Source organism: Pontibacterium sp., assembly GCF_964228735.1.
Classification (GTDB): domain Bacteria; phylum Pseudomonadota; class Gammaproteobacteria; order Pseudomonadales; family Balneatricaceae; genus Pontibacterium.
In genome coordinates this window covers 38,825-59,130 of sequence record NZ_CAXRBQ010000106.1, presented here as the reverse complement: position 1 = coordinate 59,130, position 20,306 = coordinate 38,825, and the positions used below count along the sequence as shown (strand labels likewise).

The following is a 20,306-nucleotide window of genomic DNA, read 5'->3' as shown; positions in this document are numbered from 1 at the left end:
CCTGAAGTGATTCCGGTCACCCCTTCAAATGTTCCGGAATCGAGACCGTGCTGATTAAGAAATCAACAAGTGAGCTGATAGAGCAAATAGAGCGTTATACAAAATTCAGAATGTGTAACCGATACCTACAGCTGCAATCCAAGTTTTGATAAGTGTATTCTGGCCTCAAGTCCGCGCTGACAGTATCTGCAGTCTGTAAGGGTTTGTCAGAAAAGCTCCTTACAATTGCTTACAAAGCGGTCTTAGGCTGACGAAGTCATCGGCAGGACAATACAAACACGTGCGCCCCCCATCGGAGCACTGTCGATGGTCAATTCACCCTGGTGGTAGGCGACGATCTCCCGCACGATAGTCAGGCCAAGGCCATAACCACCGGTCTTGCGGGCACGGGCACTGTCGAGACGTTCAAACGGTTCCAGTACCCGTTCACGCTCAGACGGGGGGATGCCCGGGCCGTCGTCATCCACGCAGAGCATCACCCGGTTATATTCCTTATGCACGTTAATCTGAATCGCCGAGGTAGCGTGTTTATCCGCATTGCTGACCAGGTTGGTGATCGCCCGCTGCAACAATTTAGTATCAACTGGAGCTTCTATCGCAGCACCTGCATTTAACGATACCGGTAACTTAGCACTACGACTCAGCGTGGACATTTGCTGATTCAACCACTCCCCCAGATCGGTTGGCACCAGATCGACCTCTAGATCTGAGCGCTCCATACGGGCGAAGGTGAGCAGTTCATCCACCATGGTTTCCAGCTCTTCCAGATCGGCTTCCATACCTTCAACAAACTGGTCATGCTCGGCGGGATCACAACCGTGTTCGAGCAGTTCAAGCTGGCAACGCAGACGAAAGATTGGCGTGCGCAGTTCATGGGCAACCGCGTTGGTCAGGCGTTTATGGCTGGCGATCAGTTGCTCAACCCGCTCAGCCATACCGTTAAAGGCATGGTTCAGCCCACCGACACGGCTGCGGGCGTCTTCGCCGACACGGGCGCTGAAGTCCCCGGCAGCAATGCGACCAGAGGCGATCTCCAGCCGTTTTAGCTTACGGTGCAGGTAGATCATCCAGGCGCCAACGATCAGCGCGATGACAATCAGCACGCCCCACAGGGAGATCCGATCCAGCAGGCGTTCCTTGGCCCAAAGTTCCGCATCAGGATCGTCCGCCACCCGGAATACGCGACTATCCCCGGCAAGGCGGAAGTAGGCCGGATCATTCCCGTCCCGGCCAATATCCGCCATGATTCCGCCCGGACTTGGCAGGGCCTGGATCTTGGGATGATTCAGGATCTCTGGGTCAGTGACTTCGGCCGCGATCATCTCGTTCATTCGGGCCACGCTATGCATCGCCCGCTGCATCGCTTCCTCGCCCGCGTGCTGCCGCACCTCCGACAACAACGCAACGTAGCCCATTAATGTATTGCGCTTGTCCTGCCGTTCAACGTCATAGGAAAGTGAGATGGCGACCAGTTCAACGGACACCAGAAACATAAAAAGGGAGACAATAATGCCTGCGTAGAGGGTGACAAATAAGCGCGCCATGAAGATACCTGATTACGAACCGGTAAAGGTGATAGTAAACCCGACATTGCTCAATCTGAAATCTATTGTGGCAGCAGGCTGTGCCAGGGTCATGGGAAGAAATGTATGGGTTTGTAAGTGGCCACTTAGCTGAACGGTCAGTCTCAGTGCCAGCTGTCCGCCACAAACAGGTAGCCCTTGCCACGCACGGTGATGATTCGCTGCGGTTGGGAGGCGTTATCCTGCAGTTTTTTCCGCAGGGTCACGATACGGTTATCGATGGTCCGGTCGACGCCGTCGTACTCGATACCACGGGTTTCACGCACCAGCTCTTCACGGGACAGGGGTGTATCCGGGTTCTGCGCCAGTAACCAGAGCAGGTCAAATTCAGCCGGCGTTAGGTTGACTGTTTCACCCGCCAACAGCGCCCGTTTGGTGGTACCGTTCAATGCCAACTGCCCAAAGCTCAGAGTTTGGGTGTCGGTTGCAGTCTGATTGTTTGAGGTGTCTGCACTCTCAGGCTGCTCTTCATCCTGTCGACGCAACAGCATACGGATACGGGCCAATAGCACGCGCGGATGCAGCGGTTTACACACGTAGTCGTCTGCGCCCATCTCCAGTGCGGCCACCTGGTCCATATCGTCATCGCTGGCGGTCAGGATCAGGATCTTACCGTGGTAAGAAGCACGCACCGCACGGCAGATGCTCAAGCCATCCATGCCCGGCAACATCAGGTCCAGGATCAGCAGGTCGGGATTCACCGCTTCGATCAAGCGCTGCGCATCATTTCCGGAATGCCCGATCGCCACCTGATAGCCGTTGCGGCTCAGATAAAGATCAAGCAGTTCGGTCAGTTTGACATCGTCTTCGATAAGAAGGATCTGAACGCCGGTTTCTGTGCTCACGCTTATCGCCTGTTTGCTGTTGCTCTGGCAGAGATCATAACCAACCGAGAACGCTAGGCAAACCGCTTGTTTACACCTCGCAGGCGTATTCGGCTCCTTCCGCGGCATACACCACGATACCTTTCTCCCCGCGTTTGGCAGCATACATGGCGAAATCGGAGTTGCGCAGCAGGGCTTCGATGGAGTCACCGTCATCCGGGAACATCGCCACACCGATACTGGCACCCACCCTGACACGTGTTTCCTCGTCCACCTGGTAAGGGGCGGAGATCTGTTCGAGAACATCATGCGCAATACGGTTGATCGGGCCGCGATCATGCAAACCGGACAGCAACACTACAAACTCATCCCCACCAAAGCGGGCCACACTATCTTGCTCACGTACGGCGGATCGGATACGGATTGCAACATCGCGCAGCACCTTGTCGCCCGCTTCATGACCGAGGGTATCGTTGACCGGTTTGAATTTATTCAGGTCCACAAACATCAACGCGACGTGTTCCTCCTTGAGCCGCGCCTCGTCCAGCATCAGGCGACAGCGTTCAAGAAAGGCACTACGGTTCAGAAGACCGGTGAGGGCATCATAACGCGCCTGGTATTTGATTAGCTCATCCCGCTGTTTACGCAGGCTGATATCCTGGTGGGTACCGGACATACGCAGCGGTTTGCGACTATCGCTCCACTCCACTACATTGCCACGCTCCATGACCCACACCCAATGTCCGGCTTTGTGGAGCAAGCGCACTTCACATTCGTAGTGGTCAATCTCACTCCGGAACAGCTCACTGATCATCGCATCAGAGCGAGCACGATCCTCCGGATGGATCAGCTCAAGCCGGGTATCGATGTTGAGTGGTTGCAGCTCGTTCAGTTTATAGCCCAGCACCTCTGCCCAGCGATCATTTAGCACAATCTCGCCGGTATCAATGCGCCACTCCCAAGTACCCACGTTGGTGCCACGGATGATCTCATCCAGACGCTTGCGCTCCAGATCCAGCGCCGCCTCAGCCTGCTTGCGTTTTATCAGCAAACGGATCAGTACCAGTACCGCCAGCAGCAATGCCAGCGAACCTGCCAACAACAGCGTAATCAGTTGCTCATCACCTTTACGCAGGGCTTCGGTTTGGCGATCGACCATATCCTCCAGCTGGGACTGGTAATGCCACAGCGCTTCCTGGGTTTCACGCAGCTCCGACACATCATTCACAATGGAGAACAGGAGTTTTTTGTCGTCAAAGATAAAAGGTACGGAGGAGACCTCAACCGTACGCACTTCACCACTGGCCAGACGGTGGCGGAAGATAAAGAAGTTTCGATTCTGTTCGGCGGCCCGTTGTCGCTCGGCAGCCACCTCTTGCGGGGTCAGCGTATTGATCTGCTGGATCTTCATTTTTCGCAGCTGATCCTGTGAATAACCGTAGAAACGCGCCGCTGCGGGGTTAGCATCAATCAATCCGCCGCTGGCGGGATCAATCAACAGCATGATAGCGCTGTGCTGATTGAAGACTTTCTGAATGGAAGGCAAGGCGGCGTTACCGGGTTGGGCAATCGCGAATGCCGCCAGTACGAGCACACCGAGGATAAAGGCTCTTAATAACCAGTTGAAGGCGGTATCAAGACGTTGGAGCGGTCTGGTCATCATACTACTTCTACTTCATTTTCCAGACTTTCAGGCACAGAGCATAGAAGCCATCAAAGTACAGTCATTGGTAGGCGATCCCGTCAGAGTCGATCCATGACGATAACGCTCGTTTTTATTATTGCCCTAAGCATGCACATCCGTGCCTACGCACAAAAGGGCCGTGACAGCTTTTCTTGACAATGATCAGGTCAAATCATGAAAAGCCGATACATCTTACATGCGATCTGATACACAAACGATCATTAAAGAACCTACAGTGTAGCAAAGCCTCACACGACCACAGGGATATATGGAGAGCGTTCTTGAGCTACGTCAAGTTCAGGCGGCCTTATGATGCCGCGGCAATAACGCAACAGTTCCTGCCCAACGCTTTTGCCTGATAGAGCGCATTGTCTGCACAATGATAGACCGCGGCAAAGTCAGCACCATGCATCGGTGCTGCCGCTACCCCCACAGATATCGAACTGCCAACAACCTCGGGACAGCTTTCCCCAACTAACATCGCGTAGCGTTGTCGAATCCACTCGGCTTTCTGATACGCAGTTGGGGCGTCGCTGCCGGGCAGCACAATCAAAAACTCTTCGCCGCCGTAGCGACACACAAGGTCATCGGCACGGCATTCCTCTTCCAACAGCTTCGCCAACAATTGCAGTATCTGATCGCCCTTCTTGTGTCCCAACTTATCGTTAACCTGCTTGAAGTGGTCCACATCGATCATCAGCAGGGAGCAGTGACTCTGACGGCGATCGCTAAACAGCTCCTCGACCCGGTCTTCCAGATAACGGCGGTTGTATAGCCCGGTCAGGGCATCCCGAACCGCCTGCTCGTGCAATTTATCCTTGAGCTGGCTGATCTCTTCGATCTTGTCGTTAAGTGCCTTATTAGCCTCGCGTACCTGATATTCGAGTTGCTTCTGCTCGGTGATATCCATCGACATACCGATGTACTGATCGATCTCACCGTTTGCGCTCGCCAGTGGGATTTTTACCGACCAGTAATAATAGGTGTCCTCCCCCGCATGAAAGGATTCAATGCAGGTGAGACGTTGCTTGGTTTCAAAAACGAGGCGGTCGGTACGATCAAATTCTTCCCCTTGTACCTCTCCCAGCAGTTCATAATTGTTCATACCGAGGATTTCATCGCTACCGCGACCAAACAACTCCTCGGTTTTTTTGTTGATGTAGCGGAAACGGCGCTCGGCATCTTTGATGTAAATGTAAGCCCCAACGTTATCCAGTATGGTACTGAGCTTGGTCTCGCTATCGCGCAGCTTCTTTTCAGCAAGGCGCATCTCGGTGATGTCTGTGGATATGCCAAACAAACCAACAATCTCACCCAACTCGTTGTGCAGCGGCTTCTTCACAGTGATGTAGTGGCGGTATTCATCAAACTCCGGCACATAGTTCACCTCCTCACGCTCCACCACCTGCCCCTCTTCCACTACATAGCGGTCGCTCTCCTCCACCAGACGCTGAGCGGTCTCCTCTCCGAAGAAGCGCACATCGCTGTGGCCAATGACCTCATCCAGTGGATAACCAAAAAGCTGGCACACCTGCTGATTGACATAGGTGTAGCGGAAATTCACATCCTTGCAGTACACGTACGCACCCAGATTATCCAGCAGGGCAAATACATCCTGCTGCTGGCTAGAGGTGGACAGAAAAGGCACCACACTGACCGCAAGATAGGCGCCATTATCGGTTTCGATTTGAGAACAGCGCGCCTGAAATAATGACTGACCGCAGTGAAATACCAGATCACCCTCCTGTCCGCGTTCCTGCAACAACGGTTTAAGGGTTTTATTCCATAAAGCACCCTGTTCAAGAGTATCAGCATTCAGCCGAAGCATACGAGATGCACTTTCGTTGACGACAACCAGTGACCAGTCAGAAAGTGAAATAAGAAGATAGGCCTGATTTAACTGAGAGAATACTGATGCGATGGTCATTCAATTACTTCTCAAGGGTGCGGCATGTGCTAAGAACATAGCCAATATTGATCAGGAGTTCTACCGCAGTTCACCGTAACAACGTTTTATATGATTAAAGCCACGAAAGTGATTTGTCTTTAATACAACAAATTTTACTTTTTGGAATTTGAACCTATAAATTGTTTCTGGGCTCAGAGGATTAGAACCTGCAATTTAATTGTGTTTCCCTGGGATAAGGGCTGAAGTACACCGCAGAGGATTAACCGCCATCATGCAGTCGATTACCAAGCGCACCACGCTCCATTATTTGACAGCAATGCTACTGTTCGCACTTTATGGCGTTCAGGTATGCCCTTTTCTTGATTCACTGACCACAGCACAGCTTCTGGTCCCCATACTGATCGCATTCTGCGTGCAATGGGCTATACGTATGAAGCTTGAAGCAGGGCTGGAACAACGCGCCTACAAACAGCAAGTCAAACAGCAGTTCAAAATAGACTTGGGGCTGTTTCTAACCTTTGGCGCCGGCCTCGGACTTTATAACTGGCTTAACTACGGCTTTCCGATGGAAAGTGCCGGTAAGGTGATTGTAGGGATGTCCGTACTTGGCTTCCTGATCGCCTGTGAACTGGCCCTGTTTCGCGAATATCTGCTGGCCCAAAAACTCACCGCATCTGACGAACAACTACAGCCGGACGACAATCCCTATCCACTTACCCAGAAATTCGTATGGTTTGCAGCGGTCTGCGCCGTCTCCGTGATTGGCGTGGTATTCCTGGTGATCAACAAGGATTTGGAGTGGCTGATCCACACCGGCGACAGCATCCCTTTGCAAACCTCTCAGCGTTACATCCTGGGTGAGATCGTCTTCGTGATTGGCGCCATGATGGTGTACATACTGGCGATAATTGTCGGTTACTCCCGCAATCTGAAGCTATTCATAGGCGCCGAAAACGCCACCCTCGCCCGTGTCAGCAACGGTGAACTGGACATACAGGTACCGGTGACCAGTAATGACGAATTTGGTCTGATGGCGGTGCACACCAATCAGATGATCAAGGCCCTGGCAGCCCGTACGCAAGAGCTGAGCATCACCCGTGATGCCAGTATTCTCGGCCTGGCGAGCCTGGCGGAAACCCGTGACAACGAGACTGGCGGGCATATCCTGCGCACCCAGAACTACGTGCGCGTACTGGCTGAAGAGTTAGCCAGACAGGACAAGTACCGCGATCAGCTGGATCCCGAGACCATTGACCTGCTCTACAAGTCCGCGCCGCTGCACGATGTGGGCAAGGTGGGTATCCCCGATAATATCCTGCTCAAGCCGGGCAAACTCACCGACGAAGAGTTCGAGATCATGAAAGGCCATGCCCAGATCGGTGCCGATGCACTGGCGGTTGCAGAAGAACAATTGGGCAGCAACTCCTTCCTGCAGATCGCCCGGGAGATCAGCCTGACCCATCATGAAAAGTGGGATGGCCGTGGCTATCCAAAGGGGCTCAAGGGTGAAGAAATTCCGATCTCTGGTCGCCTGATGGCGCTGGCAGATGTCTATGACGCGCTGACCTCAAAGCGTGTCTACAAACCGGCCTTCCCACACGAAAAAGCCCGCGACATTATCGTTGAGGGTCGTGGTAGCCACTTTGACCCCATGGTGGTTGATGCTTTCCTGGCGTTGGAACAAACCTTTATCGATATCGCCGCCACTTATGTCGACCAGGAATCGGCTGCGGCATAAAATAATTAAACAGATTTGGAAGTACGTAGTAACGGAAAGGAGCTGTATTTACGGGAGGGGTATCAACCCACTAAGGCAAAATCCAAACAAAGTGTGAGCGGTGTCAATTTATGAACAGATTCAGCCCACAACCATGGAAAAATTTGTAGTCCGGGGCTAGGTTTATCGCGTCGAAGGAATGTCGTAGAACCACTACCCCGGTATCAGGATGAGTCTGTTCAGCTCCCACCAGCCCAATAACCGCCGTTCGCTGTTTATCGCGATCTGCATTTTCCTTGTTCTGGACTTTGCAATCCTGGGTATCAACGTAAAGATCACCCAGGAAGTCGAGTCGGACGCCCTCGCGATCAACATAGCCGGTCGCCAACGTATGTTGTCGCAGCAGCTGACCAAGTCCGCTCTGCAACTACACCACACGCAGCCTGGCACAGATGAATTTAAGCGATACAGCCAAGAGTTCACCAGCGTATTTCTGCTGTTCTCCTCAACCTTGGATAGCTTTAATCATGGTGGCGATGTCATAGACAGCCGTGGAGAAGTGGTCAGATTCTCTGTACGTCACGACTTACAGCTTGCAGAGATACTGTCGATTACAGAGCTGGAACTTTCTCCCCTGATCCCGCTCGCTCGGCGCTTTATTCAGGGGGACCACTCTATGGCAACGGTTGAATCACTGAAGCAGGTGCTGGAGGCGCGAAACAACTCGCTACTGAAGCTGATGAACCGTCTGACAACCCGCATCGAGGAGATGTCCCGGGAAAAGACCGAACGTCTGCGCATTGCGCAGCTTTTAACTTTTCTACTGGCGCTGTTCAACTTCGCTCATATAATCCAGCTCTTCCGCCACAGCAGCCTCGCCTCGTCACAACTAATCAGCCACCTCTCCGAGCTACTGGACAACACCTCTTCCTGCCTGTTGATCAGCGACCGACGTGGCAGAATCCGTATGGCGAATGCCCTGGCACGAGAAACCTTTGGTTATGAAAATGCAGATATCACGTCACTAACCCGCCAGGCACTCTTTAAACTGTCTGAAAGTGGCTGGTTTGGTCTGCAAGCCGATGGAAAACGCTTTGCCGTAGAGCTGCATGACAAACAATTTCAGCTGGATGGCCAGGTACTGCATCTGACGACCGTCATCGATATCAGTCATCACCGCGACAAAGAGCGGCAGCTGGCAGAGCTTGCCAATCACGATGCCTTGACCGGCCTGGTCAACCGGCGAGTCTTCTATGACCGCCTGGAGCTGGAGGTCGCCCATGCAGACCGCAACGGTACCCCACTTGCTCTGTTCTTTATTGACCTGAACGGCTTTAAACCGGTGAATGATACCCATGGCCATGAGGTCGGCGACAAGTTGCTGGTCACCCTGGCCGCACGATTAAGAGATGGCATGCGTTCTACCGACACCATCGCGCGTTATGGCGGAGACGAATTTGTGATAATCGCCCCTGCTGTCAACGGGGCAACCGACATTGGCAAAATCGTTACCCACCTGCAGAAGCTGATCCAAAAACCGGTCGTCATTAATGATCTGGGGATTAACGTAAGCGCCAGCATCGGAATTGCGGTCTATCCAAATCCATGCAGCAGTTCTGAAGAGCTCATTACCGAAGCCGATGCGGCCATGTATCGAGCCAAGCAGTCCGGCACATCTTATTGTTACGCAATGAACAGTGCGACGGAAAAAAAACCAAAACAGGTAATAACTGAAACGATTTAGAGCACTCCAGTATCCCACTGCAAAGATAAAAAGTTTTAATACTGAAATATCTTACAGCCTTTCACCTGGCCCAATACAGCATCAAAAATTGGCACTAATGAGCCGACATATCTGCTTATATTTTAGGCAAACTGTTCGACCGGTTAATACTTTGGCTAATTTGATTACTGACTGGGATGTAGTAATGGACCAGATAAATACCCGCACCGACTGTAATACCCACCCTATATCTTTTCAGAGAATTAAATTTAGTCTCCGAAAAAACGCGGCCTGAATTAATTAGACAGCGGCCTGAAAACAAAAATAAAAACTGAAACCACCGACACCTCGGACTGGTTTCCGATAAAGGCATACCACCGTGAAAATCTCACACAAAGTACCACTGGCAACCTCTGCCGTGATCGTCCTTGCGTTCTCGCTTTTCGCCTGGACCCAATACCACACTGTGCAAAACGCCCTGTACGAACGTACCGAAAACCGCATTAACGAAGCCACGGTTGCCCTCTCACACCAAATCACCAACTGGCTGAACGGCAAACTGGCAATCATCGATATGATGGCGCAAACCATCTCCGACGATTTCAGCGAAGAAGCGATCCAGACCACCATGGATCGCCCCCTGCTTGAGCAGGAATTCATCCTGATGTTTGGCGGCCTGGATCATAACGGCCAGCCAATCTCCAATAACCCGGACTGGAACCCAGGCGAAGGCTGGGACGCCCGTGTGCGTCCCTGGTACGACCGCGCCCGCAACCATAACCGGGCGATCCTGACCGATCCTTACGCCGACTCCGCCACCAACGATATCCTTATCTCCGCCGTTGCCAGTATCTACGATGGCCGTGAATTTAAAGGTGCCTTTGGTGGTGACCTGAGCCTGAAGACCGTGTCTGATGCCGTAAACACACTGAACTTCAACGGTACCGGATACGCCTTCCTGCTGAACTCCAAGGGCGAGATCATCAGCCATCCGGACACCCACTTTAACGGCAAACCGATCAGCGCTCTGTTTACCGGCAAGCAGCCACGCCTGAGTTCTGAACTGCAGGAGCTAGAGCTTGATGGCACCACGGTAATGACCAGCTACCGCCGTCTGCGAGGCCTGTTTGGCAGTAACTGGATGATCGGCGTTGTTCTGGAGAAAGAGAAAGTGATGGCCGAGGCCTACACCCTGAGCCGCAACGCCATTCTCGGTGCCATCGCCAGCGCCATTGTCGCCTCGTTGGTGCTGTACATCATGATGGGGCATCTGGTGTTGAATCCGGTTGCTCGCCTGACCGGGATTGCAGAAGGGATCAGCCGCGGGCAGACCGACGCCGAAATCGAGGGCACCGATCGTAAAGATGAGATCGGCGCACTGGCCAAAGCGATCAAGCGGATGGATACCAGTTTGCAGATCACCATTGATCGCCTGCGCGAGAGGTAAACCACGATGTCCGGAAACTATCTGCCGTTTGCGCAGGTTGTAGAAGAGATCAGACAGCTCTGTCGCAAGGAGGCGACGGGCAGCCTGTTTATCTCCACCGACTGCAACCGGTCTGCGCATATGATCCTCACCGAAGGCGAAATTGTATTTATCTACTACTTCAACCTGCACGGCATTGAAGCACTTGATGCTATGGGTGAGATCGCCAACGCCCGTCATCATTTTCAGGAGGGCATGATCACCGATCAGCGCACCCCGCTACCGCCCACCGGAGAGATTCTGAACACCCTGGCGGAGATCAAAACACAAACCGCTAGTCAGGATGATGATTGTGTACCGGCACCGGTGTTCGAATGCTCAGATGAGCAACGTAGCGTCATTGAGACATGCCTGGCGGAGTACATCGGCCCGGTCGCCCCCATCATCTGCGATGACATCTTAAAATCAGCACTCAACCTGGATGCTGCCCTGAGCAAGCTGGCAGAAGAGATTCCCTCTGAAGAGGAAGCCCGCCAGTTTCTAAAAGAGGTTCAGGCACAGCTGGGATAATTGTGTATTGGTCAGCGGCTGGTCTGTAGGAAGATCCCAACGCCCAAACTGGCCAACACTGCTCCGGCTCCGCGCTCAACCAGATGAATACGCTGGTTGAGCGCCTCTCTGATCCGCGACAAACCGATCAAGCGGGCGACCAACAGATCCCACAGCAGTACTGCCAGCATCATCCAAATCCCACAACTGACCTGCTGTATCAGGGTTACATCCGACCCCAAAATCACCGCCATCAGGCTCATATAAAACAGCGCATTCTTGGGATTGAGCAAGGCGGAATTGAAGCCAAGCAACAGCTGTTTCAGCACTCCAGGGGCCTCAATTTCCCCCTGCCCTTCTGCCATTGCCTGAGGTTTACTGCGCAGCAGCTGCAGCCCTATCCACAATAGATAAAGCGCTCCGGCAAATTCAATCACGGTAAAAATCACAGGATTGTCGCGGATACCGGTCCAACCCAGAATCGCCACGGCGATATAAACCGCATTGCCCAGGGCGACACCAACACAGATAAATCGACTGCCACGCAAGCCATGACGGATCGCGTTAGCGGTAATCAGAAAGAAGTCCTGACCCGGACTCAACAACGCGATAAAGTGCGCTAAAACCAGCGCAGGAAAGGCGGTAGGAAACAATAACTCCAGCGACATCACAAACTCCTTCGTACGGATAACATCAACCACGAGGAGCTTACGCCTGAGAGATTAGCCGTTATTGTCGGAAATTGATCCTGCCTGCTGATACTGGCGAGGGGTGGAGGCGGTGTAGTTCACGAAGGTACGGTGAAACTGGCTCTGATCGGCAAAACCAATGTCCTGCGCGACATCCACAATGGCTCTACCCTGCCGCAGCAATAACTTGGCATGCTCGATGCGGGCATTGTTTGCAAAAGCGATGGGTGTAATGCCGTAATGACGTTTAAACAAGCGGATCAATGCTTCCCGAGTGCAACCTTCGGCCTCAGCGAGCTGCTCCAAGGCCGGAGGATTGCTCAATTCACTTAACAGCTGCTGTTTGACTCTGACCGCGCGTTCATCTGATATGCCGGCAGTATCTATCGGTGCACAATAAGGCGCCAGCAACGCAACAGCCAGATGATCCAGCTTTGCCGAAGCCTCACTTACATGACCCCGTTGCAGCAGATCCACCAGCGTCAGAAACGGCTCGGTCACCTTTGGATCACGAATAACCGTCTGCTCACAACAGAATTTAGAGACCGACTTTTCATAAAGGGTAGATAACCATTCCAGACACCACAGCGCATCGATATAGAGCATATGGTAACCACGAGATCCGCCGTCGATCGGATTACAGGCGTGCACTTTGCCCGGCTCAATGATTACCAGATCACCTTGCGTGATCTGCTGCTCCCTTCCATCACTGGTCAGGCAGGTGCTACCTGAATGCAGGTAGCCAATGGAAAACTCTGCATGGCTATGTGATTTGTAACCCTGTGTACTGCAGCGGGTTGAACGCAACTCTACTTGCGGCAAATCCGCGACTCGCAGAAACTGCTGTTCGATCTCTTTAATCTGCATCGCCCTGACTTTCCTCTGCACGCTTGCCATTCAACCACACTCGAAGTAGAGTAACGTCTTCATCTTATACATCAAGAGAAGGGCTGACGTCCTCGCCAACCTGCCAAACCTGGGCAAGGTGGTTTGCTGTGAAACAGCGATGTGGTCGACCGACAACCAATCAGGTACGCCCCACACGTCAGCTCTCATAAACACTATGGGAGCCCATCATGTTTGAAGCACACACTCTTTCTGCACACGATTCCGAACTGAACCTGGAACCGGTGACCGATAACCACTGGCAACGCACCTTTACCCGCAGCCATAAGGCAAGCCTGCGCCCACTCAAGATCTGGCTAGCCGACGGCAAACGCAAAGACAGGCAACAAAACCCGCAGGATGTTTGGTTTATCTATGTGGAATACCGCACCAACCAGGGCGAGAACCGCTTTGCCTGTCTGGAACGCACACAAGAAGGACAAACGGTCGAGCAGCTATTGGCTGAAGCCACTGCCATCGAGATTTCTGAACTGAATGGCTGATAGAGTCGCCAGATAGACCACACAGGGGCAAAACACTCAGCCCCTGTGGAATACGAATCAGAAATGATAGGTCAGCTCACCCCAAATACTGCGCCCTTCCAGTGGGTAGTCATTCGGAATAATGGAGGAGGCAGGTGCGCGGGCGTTTTCATCCAGCAGGTTTTTAACGATCAAGGCAACACTCAAACCTTCAGGCTCAAACGCTTTGGTGAGCTTAAGCGTGGTCCAGGAATAACCGCTCAGTTTGTCACGGCTGTCACCTGACGCCCTGAAGCTGGAGCCGATCCAGTGGTTGTTCAGGTGCAACCGCCACTGATCCGATAAGCGGTAATCCACCGCCAAATAGGCTGTGTGGTTGGGCACGTCCGCCACCGCCTCACCCGTATCGCTGTTCTCACTATGTTGGTAGCTGTACTGCGCTTTCAGGTTCAGCGCATCGTTGGCACGCCAGTGACTCTCAACTTCGAAACCGTAGCCTTCCTGTTGCACCGCATTCTGGAACTGAAAAACACTGCCGACCAACCGGTTGGCAATCAGGTCTTCTGCTTTGTAGAAGTAAAGCGTGTTAATCAGCCTAAGCGACGGCGCAGCCTGGTAATCTGCGACCAGCTCGTAGGTTTTTATACGTTCTGGCTTCAGGGTTTCAGAACCCAGACCACTCGGATTGTTCTTTAGATAAAGCTCACTAAATGAAGGCGCCCGGAAAGCCTCACCGTATAACAGCTTGCCCGTAAAGTTGTGACCAGGCTCCCATACCAATCCCATTCTTGGATTAAAGACCCGACCAAAGTCAGAGTATTGATCCAACCGACCGCCCAATGTCAGCGTCCAGTAATCCTGAATATCCCACTGATCCTGCAATGCAACAAATACATTGTGACGCTCCTGATCTGCCAGAAATACCTCGGACTGATCGCTTACGTCGGTCAAAGATCCATCCACCACAGTCTCACTGCCGTCCAAAACACCTGGCCCGTAGTTTTTGCGTTCACCGGTGCGCAGAGCAACATATTGTCCGCCCAACTGAACCCGAACTATATGGTTCTCCAATCCAATAAACTGAAAACTGGTATCAAAGTAGCCCTTATGTGCTTTATAGGCTGGCGATCCTATTACACCATTGGTGAATGTCACCAAATTACCCGGAGCCGTGAAGGGATTACCATCACTGCCGATAGGCAGACGGCTGTTGTCAGGAAACAGTTTGAACAGACTGTCGGCATCAGAAAAGTGATATTTCAGATTGCTCTCTACCGACAAACCATGATCGACAATACTGCGATACTGCAGATGGGAGATAAACGACGTGGAGTCTACAAATCCGTCTTTATCCAATGCACGGGCAACCCCCTGCCCGGTGCCTGCATCCAGATTACTCCAGTACCAGTTGTTCCAGCTCCAGGTATCATTTTCCACATTCAGCATCATGTTGGTCACTGAATAGTTCGTATTCAGCTCACCCGGCGCCAATGAGGCACTGGTTCCATACGCCAGATCATTCAGGGTTTGCAGATCCTGTGAAAGTGTACGAGAAGGATCGCCTCCACTCTCCTGGTGCTCCAGTGAGAAAAAGTAGCCTGCCCCCAGCGCATCCTGATGTTGATACTGCACAGTGAAATCCCGGCTATCAAAACTGCCTAAACGCATCTGAGCAATCGCAGGTGCATAATCCCTTACCCTTTTAGGCACAATGTTGATCACACCCGAGTAAGCATCTGCACCATACAACGCAGAGCTTGCACCTTTGATCACTTCGATACGTTCAATGGCATTCAGGGGCAACCGAAAGGCGGAAGGAAGGCCGCCATTAAATGGGTTCTTCAGTTCCATACCGTTAAACAAAACCAGGACCTGTGCAGAAAAACCACTGTGGATGCCCCGAATACTGTAAACCGGTTCCAGACGGTTGAGATCAGAGCGCACCACGTGCAAACCGGATACTGCTTCCAATACCTCATCCAGATGGGTCGCACCCATCGCTTCCATATCAGAGGAAGAGATAACACTGATAACACCAGGCGCTTTGCGCACAGCTTCCAGATGGCCAGATGCGATGGTGGAGAAATAAGCCTCTTCCAATGAATAATCCACCTCATCCACAGGAGACACCTCTGCCACGACACTCCGTGAGGCGAGAATCAGTATTGAAGCGAGTATCAAAAAGGGAAAATTCATAACATCTTTAACAGCCAACACGGGTTAAACGCTATTTACGTACAGACTTCCACTCCGTTTAGTATTGAAAGTTCAAACAAGAATACAAGTACGTTTAAACGGCTTCGCGCACCAAAAACTACAACAAACAGCAGGTCTAAGTTGCTGATTACAAGGCACAATGCAAGGCGTTGATAATACGCTAAAACCTCTGCTTAATCAGCCTAAGCCAAAGTTGAAATTCAAACAAAATGTAACACCCTCTACATACGGCCACACAGCCCGTTTGCGAAAGGAGGCATACAGCGCTAACCCAAGCGGAATCACCTACGAAAAGATTATGGCAAGTAACGGCTGGATTAATAAGAATCAGAATCATTCATAGAAATCTGCTACAAAGCAGATTCCCGTGTATAATCAGCCGCTACGCGTGGTAGCCCCACAATCAGGGACGAAAGACATCTGGAGAAACAAATGCCAACTTACGATTACCGTTGCGAACTGACAGGTAACATCTACGAAGCTCGCCATCCGATGGCGCTTAAGCTGTCCAATTGGCAGGACCTGTGCGACGTAACCGGGATGGAGCCTGGTGATACACCACCGGATTCCCCAATCACTAAACTGCTGACAACCGGTGGCGTGGTGAAAAGCAATCCCCTGAAGAGCCAGAACCTCCCACCATGCATGACAGGTGGCGGTTGTTCAGGTGGAGGCTGTGGGATCTAATCCCACTCCTACCCTTTACTTTCTGATCGACGGCACGTTTCCAACTGTCAGCTTTCGATCAGTGAACTGTACAGGCCATGCACGGATCAAATGACCGCACCACGTGCTGAACCGCAACCGGTTCACTCTCCCCTTCCCTAACCGGTGTACCTTCCAACGCTTGTTCCAAAGCTCCCGGCACTGCTTGCTGATCCCTTGGTGAAAAATTCCAGGTGGTTGGGGCGATGATCTGGTAGTTGTGGATCTTGCCTTTCTTTACTTCCAGCCAGTGACCAAGCGAACCCCGCGCTGCTTCAATCATGCCGAAGGATGAGCCACTGTTAGGCAGTTCTGTGTGATTGCAGAACGGTGCTTTTGGATCGATCGCTTTTACCCACTCCTGCATCTGAGGAATGATGATCGCCAGCTCCAGCAGGCGTGCAACGATACGGCTGTGAACGTTACCGCCCTGTTGCGTAACGAGATCCTGTGCCAGTGGGTGGCCGTTGATAAGTTGACGGGCCAAAGCACCGACTTCGACTACCTGGTGATTCAGACGAGGCGACTTACACCAGCTGTAGCCTTCTTCGTTTTCCAGGGACGGGATGGTTTTTCCCTGGGAAGGATGACGGGGCTGGTCGCCGTTTTCCATCCAGGTATGGGATACGTCTTCAGAGATGTCCGCACTGTTGAGGGGTAAGTGTTCACCTCCTACGTAGATGCCGGATTTAAAGACTCTCTGCTCCCCCTGAGGATAGGTCCCATAACTGAGGAACTGGTCAGTAGCTCGCCCCAGGTTATGCAGTTCCAGCGATTCGTTCAGGTGCAGAAAGGTGCGGAAGTCACTGCTGTACCAAGGCTTTTGCTGACGCCATTGTTCCAGCTCAGCCACGGATTTCAGGCTGGCGATCACATTCAGATCATCACCAAACAGCTCCGTTTCCAGAAAACGCCGGAAGGCCGCGGTGATAGTCAGTAGGCGGATGCGCTCCTGCGGTTCAACCGGCTTGGTCGTGCCACCGGGCTGCAAACTGAGAGTGTGTGGCCACTTACCCGCCAGCAGCCCCATCAGGTGCAGGAACTCAGCACGGGCAGGCAGCATGACACGGCTGGCATCACCCTTGGTGGCTTTAAAGCGCTGTTCCACTTTTTCAAACCAGTCTTCACCGGCATACACCGGGCGGGCAAAGTCCGGCATAAAGAACAGATAGAAGTGGGTGAGCAGGTCGGTCATATTCTCGTTGGCGAGGACCAGATTGGTACAGTGCTGGCCGTTCGCCGGCATCTCCAGCTGCATCAAGTTGGCAAGCGCCTGGGCGCAGGCAACGGACTGGCTGACCGAGCAGATTCCGCAGATACGTGGTGTATAAACCAGCGCATCCATCGGATCGTGACCGAGCATGATCTGCTCGAAACCACGGTACAGGGGTGAATTCACCCGCGCACTGCGCACCTGGTTACCGTCGATATCCAGTGAGACTTCCAGGTCCCCTTCCACACGGTTGAAGGGACCAACCAAAATACGACTCATACTGCTGCCCCTGCTTAACCTTTGCGTTTGTGGATGGTGGGTGGATAGATCAATTGCTCGGAGGTGGCATTCTCCTTCAGGCGATCAGGCGTAGCGGCTTTTGAAAGCGAAGCCAATGCCACAAACCAGGCTTTGGGCATATCGGTTGGCAGCCCCACCGGGATTCCGGCAATCTTCGGTGTTTTGCCAAAGCTGTGGCCGGGCTCTTCAAACTCGGGTGCCGTGCAATTGATACAGGCGTAACCACCGCTGGTACAGGAGCCGTGACCGTTCCAGTCGCGAATATTGCAGTCAGCATGGGCCTGGGTACCCAAGCAGCCCATGTTCTCCATCATGCAGCCACGCTCACCCGGTGCCGTGGCGCTGGCTTTGTACTCGTAGTATTCGTTGCGGTTGCAGCCGTGGTGCACCAGTTGGTCCGCATACATACGCGGACGTCCCAATGTATCCAGATTCTCTTCGCTGTGTTCACCCAGGGCGATGCTGATCAGTGTTTCAGTCACCCAATCGGGATGGGTTGGACAACCGGCGATATTCACCACCCGAAAGCCGCTGTCAGATAAATAGTCATCGCCTAAAAGACCGCCGGGTAGTTCGCCATCAAACTGCAATCCGGTCGCTTCGGTGTGATTGTTACCTGCCGCGGTAATACCGCCGTAGGCGGCACAGGAACCCACTGCCAGTGTGTACTTCGCTTTTGCGGAGAGTTCACGTACCCACTCGATCATCGGCTTGCCGGTTCCACCGAGCATATGAAAACGCCCCGTGCCCTGCGGCCCCATCATCATCGAGCCCTCAATGCAGAGCAGATCCAGCGGTTGTTCACCACTGACAATCGCTTCCAGCAGTTGCGCCACTTCCCGTCCGGTTTGTTCACTCAATGAAGGATGCCAGAGCAGGTCAATCCCGGCCGCTTCCAGCAGGGTCATCAAATCAGGGGATTCGGCATTGAGCAGTGACATGGTGCAGCCACCACAACCACCGGACTGCAGCCAGAGCAGATTAGGCATGATTGGCCTCCGTCAGGTCTTCTTCGGCCAGCAGGGTCAGGCGTGCAAGTGCACCGCCTTCAGGATGATTCAGAATCTCCAGCTCGCCACCGTGCTCGGACACTATACCGTAGCTGATCGAGAGCCCCAGCCCCGTGCCCTGCCCTACCGGTTTGGTGGTAAAGAACGGGTCAAACAGGCGGGAGAGAAAGTCGTCTGGGATGCCGCTGCCGCTATCACGCACCTCAAAGATCACCTTGCCATCGTGCTGCTGGGTGCTCAGCTCAAGGTGTTTGGGATCACAGCCCTCCATCGCATCCACGGCATTCTGGATCAGGTTGACCACCACCTGGTGGATCTGGCCGGAGTGGCCAAAGGCGGTCAGATCATCGGGTACGTTATCCACCAGATCGATCGGTGTTTTGCTCTCTTTGATGATCCAGTGCAGCGCGGTCTTGATCACGTGGGAGAGATCAAACTGCGCCTTCTCTGATTCCTGGGTGGAGGAGAACTGGCGCAGATCGTTGACGATCTCTTTGACCCGATCAGCCCCCTCCATGGTACCTTCCACCAGCGAGTTCAGATCCCGGATCGCTTTATCAAGGCGCAGCTTCTCGCGCATCGCACGCAGCTGTTCGCGGCTGTTGCCCTCGTTGATTGCATCAAAGTAGGTGCAGAGACGGTCGGTGTAGCGCTGCAGGGCATGCATGTTGCCGTACACAAAGCTGATCGGGTTGTTCAGCTCATGGGCCACACCCGCCACCAGGCGACCCAGTGAAGCCATCTTTTCCGACTGCACCAGGCGTTCCTGCGCCAGTTTCAGCTCGGCGTGAGCAGCGTTAAGTTCCTTGTAGGCTTTCTGCAATTCACCCAACGGTCGCCCCAGCATCACCATGCCAATCAGGCGGCCACGGTGGTTATTGCGTGGGGAGCAGTTCATGGAGAGCGGAACTTCGCCCTCACGCCCGATGAGCTCGACTTCACAGTCCCGCACCGGTTGGATACGCAGTTGTCCCATAAAGGTGTTGATCTTGGCGTGGTATTTTTGCACCACCAGATCGGTAAAGCGGGTACCGATCAGCTCCTCTTCACCGCGTCCGGTCAGCGCTTCCAGCGCTTTGTTCACCCCTTCGATCACACCGTTCTGATCACAGACGATCAGCACATCACTCATTGAACTCTGAATGCTGTGGAAAAAGCTTCGGGCTTCCTCCAGTTCGGCGTTTTTCTCCTCCACTTCAACCTGTGAATGCACCAGCTCAGCGTACGCTTCATCCATCTTCTGGATAACGCTGACCCAGGCATCATCGGTATCGATGTGGGTTGGGGATGTCAGATCTTGCTTTCGGGACATGAAGGCAGCACTACTCGATCAAGGCTAATACTGCCCTCTATATTAGCCCGAACCGGTAGCCGCCGTATATTGTGCCTA

16 protein-coding genes and 1 riboswitch are annotated in these 20,306 nt (G+C 53.0%); of the genes, 6 read left to right on the top strand and 10 right to left on the bottom strand.

From position 1 onward, the window contains the following. Positions 1 to 242: 242 nt before the first annotated feature. From ACEQ15_RS12155 to ACEQ15_RS12140, 4 genes are all read right to left on the bottom strand, one after another. Entirely contained in the window at positions 243 to 1,544 is a 1,302-nt protein-coding gene (locus tag ACEQ15_RS12155) for an ATP-binding protein (protein WP_370279458.1), read from the bottom strand. A 143-nt stretch (positions 1,545 to 1,687) separates the two neighbouring features. After that, positions 1,688 to 2,428: a response regulator gene (locus tag ACEQ15_RS12150; RefSeq protein ID WP_370279457.1), complete on the bottom strand. Its 741-nt coding sequence runs from the start codon at positions 2,426 to 2,428 to the stop codon at positions 1,688 to 1,690. A 70-nt stretch (positions 2,429 to 2,498) separates the two neighbouring features. Continuing rightward, a complete protein-coding gene (locus ACEQ15_RS12145) occupies positions 2,499 to 4,070 on the bottom strand; it encodes a diguanylate cyclase (RefSeq protein WP_372530380.1) in 1,572 nt (523 codons plus the stop codon). Between the two features lie 328 nt (positions 4,071 to 4,398). Then, positions 4,399 to 6,018 carry a diguanylate cyclase gene (locus ACEQ15_RS12140; protein ID WP_370279455.1) on the bottom strand — a complete coding sequence of 540 codons (1,620 nt, stop codon included), beginning with the start codon at positions 6,016 to 6,018 and terminating at the stop codon, positions 4,399 to 4,401. 253 nt (positions 6,019 to 6,271) lie between these two features. On the opposite strand from ACEQ15_RS12140, the gene ACEQ15_RS12135 reads away from it, so the two are divergent. From ACEQ15_RS12135 to ACEQ15_RS12120, 4 genes are all read left to right on the top strand, one after another. After that, positions 6,272 to 7,738 (top strand): HD-GYP domain-containing protein, encoded by a 1,467-nt coding sequence (locus ACEQ15_RS12135; RefSeq protein ID WP_370279454.1) that lies wholly within the window; start codon positions 6,272 to 6,274, stop codon positions 7,736 to 7,738. 208 nt (positions 7,739 to 7,946) lie between these two features. Beyond that, on the top strand, positions 7,947 to 9,461 hold the full coding sequence (locus ACEQ15_RS12130) for a diguanylate cyclase domain-containing protein (protein WP_370279453.1): 1,515 nt from the start codon (positions 7,947 to 7,949) through the stop codon (positions 9,459 to 9,461). 358 nt (positions 9,462 to 9,819) lie between these two features. Beyond that, positions 9,820 to 10,887 (top strand): cache domain-containing protein, encoded by a 1,068-nt coding sequence (locus tag ACEQ15_RS12125; protein ID WP_370279452.1) that lies wholly within the window; start codon positions 9,820 to 9,822, stop codon positions 10,885 to 10,887. Between the two features lie 6 nt (positions 10,888 to 10,893). Next, positions 10,894 to 11,436, top strand: a complete 543-nt coding sequence (locus tag ACEQ15_RS12120) for a hypothetical protein (RefSeq protein ID WP_370279451.1) — start codon at positions 10,894 to 10,896, stop codon at positions 11,434 to 11,436. An 11-nt stretch (positions 11,437 to 11,447) separates the two neighbouring features. Here the strand turns inward: ACEQ15_RS12120 and ACEQ15_RS12115 are convergent, their stop codons facing one another. Further along, positions 11,448 to 12,083, bottom strand: a complete 636-nt coding sequence (locus ACEQ15_RS12115; protein WP_370279450.1) for a LysE family translocator — start codon at positions 12,081 to 12,083, stop codon at positions 11,448 to 11,450. A gap of 54 nt (positions 12,084 to 12,137) precedes the next feature. Continuing rightward, positions 12,138 to 12,971: an AraC family transcriptional regulator gene (locus tag ACEQ15_RS12110; RefSeq protein WP_370279449.1), complete on the bottom strand. Its 834-nt coding sequence runs from the start codon at positions 12,969 to 12,971 to the stop codon at positions 12,138 to 12,140. Between the two features lie 63 nt (positions 12,972 to 13,034). Then, positions 13,035 to 13,141, top strand: a riboswitch (SAM-I-IV-variant riboswitch). Between the two features lie 39 nt (positions 13,142 to 13,180). Here ACEQ15_RS12110 and ACEQ15_RS12105 point away from each other — a divergent pair. Next, a complete protein-coding gene (locus ACEQ15_RS12105) occupies positions 13,181 to 13,492 on the top strand; it encodes a hypothetical protein (protein WP_370279448.1) in 312 nt (103 codons plus the stop codon). A gap of 57 nt (positions 13,493 to 13,549) precedes the next feature. On the opposite strand, the gene ACEQ15_RS12100 is transcribed toward ACEQ15_RS12105, so the two are convergent. Beyond that, a complete protein-coding gene (locus ACEQ15_RS12100; protein ID WP_370279447.1) occupies positions 13,550 to 15,610 on the bottom strand; it encodes a TonB-dependent receptor plug domain-containing protein in 2,061 nt (686 codons plus the stop codon). A gap of 510 nt (positions 15,611 to 16,120) precedes the next feature. Between ACEQ15_RS12100 and ACEQ15_RS12095 the strand changes: the two genes are divergently transcribed. After that, entirely contained in the window at positions 16,121 to 16,375 is a 255-nt protein-coding gene (locus ACEQ15_RS12095; protein ID WP_370279446.1) for a zinc ribbon domain-containing protein, read from the top strand. A 58-nt stretch (positions 16,376 to 16,433) separates the two neighbouring features. Here ACEQ15_RS12095 and ACEQ15_RS12090 read toward each other — a convergent pair whose 3' ends face one another. The 3 genes from ACEQ15_RS12090 to ACEQ15_RS12080 are packed head-to-tail and all read right to left on the bottom strand — an operon-like array spanning position 16,434 to position 20,228. Beyond that, a complete protein-coding gene (locus ACEQ15_RS12090) occupies positions 16,434 to 17,885 on the bottom strand; it encodes a nickel-dependent hydrogenase large subunit (RefSeq protein WP_370279445.1) in 1,452 nt (483 codons plus the stop codon). A 14-nt stretch (positions 17,886 to 17,899) separates the two neighbouring features. Next, positions 17,900 to 18,895: a HupU protein gene (locus ACEQ15_RS12085; protein WP_370279444.1), complete on the bottom strand. Its 996-nt coding sequence runs from the start codon at positions 18,893 to 18,895 to the stop codon at positions 17,900 to 17,902. Further along, the gene (locus tag ACEQ15_RS12080; RefSeq protein WP_370279443.1) at positions 18,888 to 20,228 is read right to left on the bottom strand and encodes an ATP-binding protein; all 1,341 of its coding nucleotides are present in this window, start codon (positions 20,226 to 20,228) and stop codon (positions 18,888 to 18,890) included. Before ACEQ15_RS12080 ends, ACEQ15_RS12085 begins: the two co-directional genes overlap by 8 nt. Positions 20,229 to 20,306 lie beyond the last annotated feature (78 nt).

What these genes read in the sequence shown, in the direction of transcription:
- ACEQ15_RS12085 (WP_370279444.1), bottom strand. Translation starts at nt 18,895, where the DNA reads ATGCCTAATCTGCTCTGGCTGCAGTCCGGTGGTTGTGGTGGCTGCACC.
- ACEQ15_RS12115 (WP_370279450.1), bottom strand. Translation starts at nt 12,083, where the DNA reads ATGTCGCTGGAGTTATTGTTTCCTACCGCCTTTCCTGCGCTGGTTTTA.
- ACEQ15_RS12135 (WP_370279454.1), top strand. Translation starts at nt 6,272, where the DNA reads ATGCAGTCGATTACCAAGCGCACCACGCTCCATTATTTGACAGCAATG.
- ACEQ15_RS12145 (WP_372530380.1), bottom strand. Translation starts at nt 4,070, where the DNA reads ATGATGACCAGACCGCTCCAACGTCTTGATACCGCCTTCAACTGGTTA.
- ACEQ15_RS12105 (WP_370279448.1), top strand. Translation starts at nt 13,181, where the DNA reads ATGTTTGAAGCACACACTCTTTCTGCACACGATTCCGAACTGAACCTG.
- ACEQ15_RS12080 (WP_370279443.1), bottom strand. Translation starts at nt 20,228, where the DNA reads ATGTCCCGAAAGCAAGATCTGACATCCCCAACCCACATCGATACCGAT.
- ACEQ15_RS12130 (WP_370279453.1), top strand. Translation starts at nt 7,947, where the DNA reads ATGAGTCTGTTCAGCTCCCACCAGCCCAATAACCGCCGTTCGCTGTTT.
- ACEQ15_RS12155 (WP_370279458.1), bottom strand. Translation starts at nt 1,544, where the DNA reads ATGGCGCGCTTATTTGTCACCCTCTACGCAGGCATTATTGTCTCCCTT.
- ACEQ15_RS12140 (WP_370279455.1), bottom strand. Translation starts at nt 6,018, where the DNA reads ATGACCATCGCATCAGTATTCTCTCAGTTAAATCAGGCCTATCTTCTT.
- ACEQ15_RS12120 (WP_370279451.1), top strand. Translation starts at nt 10,894, where the DNA reads ATGTCCGGAAACTATCTGCCGTTTGCGCAGGTTGTAGAAGAGATCAGA.
- ACEQ15_RS12090 (WP_370279445.1), bottom strand. Translation starts at nt 17,885, where the DNA reads ATGAGTCGTATTTTGGTTGGTCCCTTCAACCGTGTGGAAGGGGACCTG.
- ACEQ15_RS12110 (WP_370279449.1), bottom strand. Translation starts at nt 12,971, where the DNA reads ATGCAGATTAAAGAGATCGAACAGCAGTTTCTGCGAGTCGCGGATTTG.
- ACEQ15_RS12095 (WP_370279446.1), top strand. Translation starts at nt 16,121, where the DNA reads ATGCCAACTTACGATTACCGTTGCGAACTGACAGGTAACATCTACGAA.